Source organism: Psychrobacillus sp., assembly GCF_056205495.1.
The window spans coordinates 1-3288 of record NZ_JBAEAP010000612.1; the positions used below are offsets into that span (position 1 = coordinate 1).

A 3288-nucleotide genomic window follows, 5' to 3' on the forward strand; every position below is an offset into this window, starting at 1 on the left:
AATAGGTTTTGGTCTCATTTCATTTTCAAAACCTGGTTGGCGATTCTGTGTTTGTCCTTTAATATTTTCTTCCATTTTTTCGAATTTGTTATTACTCATGTTGAGTCCTCCTTTATTAATCTCTATTTAATGTATTCCCAGCTGAAATAAAAACAAACGTTAGATTAAAAGTTCTGACACAAGTTTAGCAATTTCATACAAGGGTATTAATAGGGAGCATGAAATTTAAAAAAATGGGGAATCTAATATGAAACCAATAATAGGTATTACTGCTGAAGTTAAAGATGATAAAAGTTATTACTTGTCTTCAGTATATTCAGATACAGTTCTACAAGCAGGAGGTATTCCTTTACTCATACCACTCATTCCTGATAAAGATATAGACCAGCTATGTCAGCAGATAGACGGGTTGATTATAACGGGAGGAGAAGATATTGATCCTTCTTATTATGGTGAGTTGCCACATCTTCACCTTCAACGAATTACTCCACGTCTTGATAGAATGGAATTTGCACTTGTTCAAAAGTTTCTAGAGTTAGACAAGCCGTACCTTGGGACTTGTAGAGGTCTGCATATGCTTAATATAGTAATGGGAGGATCTTTACACCAATCGCTTCATGACCAAAGAGATGAATATACTTTACAGCATAGACAGAACGCAATAAGAACACATAGATCCCATCCGGTAAAGGTAGATAAAAAAAGTAAAGTATATCAAATTTTTCAGGAGGAAGAGTTTAAGATCAACTCTTTTCATCATCAAGGCGTAAATAAGCTCGGTGATGGTTTAAAAATAGCTGCAACTGCACCGGACGGAATAGTGGAGGCAATAGAAAGTGAAAATCATACTTTTATCTATGGTTTTCAGTGGCATCCTGAAGAATTTGCACTAGTTGGTGATGAGCCTTCTCAAAAGTTGTTTAAAAAGTTTATAGAAGCTGCAATTGAAAGGAAAACTGATGAATAGCATATCTATTAAAATAGGAGGTGAAATTAATGGGAAAAGATAAGAAGGATAATGATATTGAATACAATTCTAATTTGAATCCTGACGATTTTAAAGAGACAGACAAGAACAATGCGGATAAGAAAGATATTACCAAGCCAGGTGATAAAGAAGAAAATAAAAATAACAAGTAGTTAATATCGTATATGAAGGTTAAAAAATACTAATAAAAGAAGGACCGTTATGGCGTATGTCACAACAGTCCTTCTTTTATTTTCTCCACTTATTTTAAGCATAATAACTATGTTAATAGTACAACTTATTCTCATGGAGGTGAAATTTTCATGAATGATAAAAAGAAAAATCATAAAAATAAGTTAGATCGTGAAGAGTATGGTTATGGATATGACATCAGTCCAAATGATATGGGTGTAATAGGGCAGAATACAGAAGCAAAAAAACACAACAACAGTCAACAAAAGGAAACAAAAAATAATTCAAACAAATAATTAATCACTTTATGGTAACCACCTCTATTCCATATATATACATATCAACATTTTTGTCTATCTTATTTGTCGATATATGTTCTAATTCGATAGCTTCTCTCTTAGAGTGGTATAACAACTTTTTTAGAGAGAAGGGTGCGGTATGTATATAGATGGAATATTTTCAGGTGGTGGGATGAAGGGCATCGGCTTAGTTGGGGCATATCAAGTTTTGGAAGAGAAAGGATATCGTCTAAAGCGTGTCGCGGGAACTAGTGCAGGAGCAATACTTGCATGTTTTATAGCGGCAGGCTATAACGGGAGAGAAATGGAAGAGCTAATGATGAGTCAAAATTTTCAAAAGCTATTGGATCCACGAAAGACAGTAATTCCACTTCCGTTTACAAAATGGTTAAATTTATATTGGGGTTTAGGCTTGTATCAAGGAAAAGCATTGGAGGATTGGTTTTTAGAAAAATTGGCTGCTAAAGGTATTTATACTTTTGGGGATCTCCCCCCTGGCTCGTTAAAGCTAGTTGCCTCCGATCTAACAAATGGAAAGATGATTGTCTTGCCGGATGACTTAAAAAATTATGACATAGAGCCAGATACCTTTTTAGTAAGTAGAGCCTTGCGCATGAGCTGTGGCATTCCCTTTTTCTTTGAACCAATCAAATTAAAATCGAATATTGGGGACGTAGTGGTGGTAGATGGCGGTGTGCTCAGCAATTTTCCAATGTGGATATTTGAAAACGGTATAAAGGAGAGACCAGTTTTAGGTATTCGTCTTAGTGCAAATATCGAAGAGCCGCAACCAAAAAAAATAAAAAATGGACTCGATTTATTTGAAGGCCTATTTACTACAATGAAAGATGCCCATGACACAAGATATATATCGCGAAAGATTGAAAGAAATATTATTTTTATACCTGCAGATGAATATAGCGCGACTCAATTTGAATTAGATTATGATTCTAAATTGGATTTATTGCAAAAGGGAAGAGAGTCAACTACGCGATTTTTGAAAACCTGGTAATAGCATTTAAGAATGTTTAGTTTATTTCTATAAAAGGAATAATAAAGGCATAAGGGAAGGGGAGATTGATATGACTAATGCAAAAGAACAAGCACTAAAAATATTAAACAGTAATATGATTGGTACTATGGCGACAGTGCAGCAAAATAAGCCACATTCTCGATATATGACCTTTTTTAATGACGACTTTATCCTTTATACTGCAACAAGTAAGAAAACGCATAAAGTAGATGAAATTGAACATAACCCATACACACACATCCTCCTAGGGTTCGATGGAAAAGGATTAGGTGATTCCTTCCTGGAAATTGAAGGGAAGGTCGAGGAATCGGATGACGAATCAATGAAAGAACAGGTTTGGAATGATGCTTTAAAAGGGTGGTTTAAAGGTCCAGATGATCCGGATTTAATCATTTTGAAAATTACTCCAACACAAGTTAGAGTTATGAATATTAAAGGCGAAGGTCCAGAAATAGTTGAATTTTAACCTCCTCTAAAACACTCAAAACGAAAAAGTTTTGAGTGTTTTTATATGCTAGTAAAGAATCCAATAGATTCACTTGCATACATAAAATATAAATGGACAAACTAATCAAATCTATAGGAAGGGCAAGTGATTCTTATAACAAAGATGAAATTAGTAAAAAAACCGATGCTTGCATATTTTATGGATGGTACCGAATCGACGAAGGATTTAGTTGAAAAAAGGATTAGGTATTATAAACAGATTACAAAATATAATAATGATTTTTTATATAAAAGTATCCCAACTAGTGAAGGCATTGTTACGATTATTTTTTCTCAATCCTTAACAGATA

6 protein-coding genes are annotated in these 3288 nt (G+C 33.9%); all 6 read left to right on the forward strand.

The genetic code is table 11. From position 1 onward, the window contains the following. Positions 1–247 precede the first annotated feature (247 nt). Positions 248–967 (forward strand): gamma-glutamyl-gamma-aminobutyrate hydrolase family protein, encoded by a 720-nt coding sequence (locus AC06OU_RS17520; RefSeq protein WP_475857479.1) that lies wholly within the window; start codon positions 248–250, stop codon positions 965–967. Between the two features lie 29 nt (positions 968–996). Further along, positions 997–1140, forward strand: coding sequence for a hypothetical protein (locus AC06OU_RS17525; protein WP_475857481.1), 144 nt, complete (start codon positions 997–999; stop codon positions 1138–1140). A gap of 150 nt (positions 1141–1290) precedes the next feature. Further along, the gene (locus tag AC06OU_RS17530) at positions 1291–1455 is read left to right on the forward strand and encodes a hypothetical protein (protein WP_169359100.1); all 165 of its coding nucleotides are present in this window, start codon (positions 1291–1293) and stop codon (positions 1453–1455) included. Between the two features lie 142 nt (positions 1456–1597). Further along, positions 1598–2470, forward strand: coding sequence for a patatin-like phospholipase family protein (locus AC06OU_RS17535; RefSeq protein ID WP_251553586.1), 873 nt, complete (start codon positions 1598–1600; stop codon positions 2468–2470). A gap of 70 nt (positions 2471–2540) precedes the next feature. Beyond that, complete coding sequence (locus AC06OU_RS17540; protein ID WP_475857484.1) at positions 2541–2957, forward strand: pyridoxamine 5'-phosphate oxidase family protein; 417 nt, start codon at positions 2541–2543, stop codon at positions 2955–2957. Between the two features lie 126 nt (positions 2958–3083). Next, positions 3084–3288 (forward strand): hypothetical protein (locus AC06OU_RS17545; protein WP_475857486.1); only part of this gene is annotated, 205 nt, incomplete at its 3' end.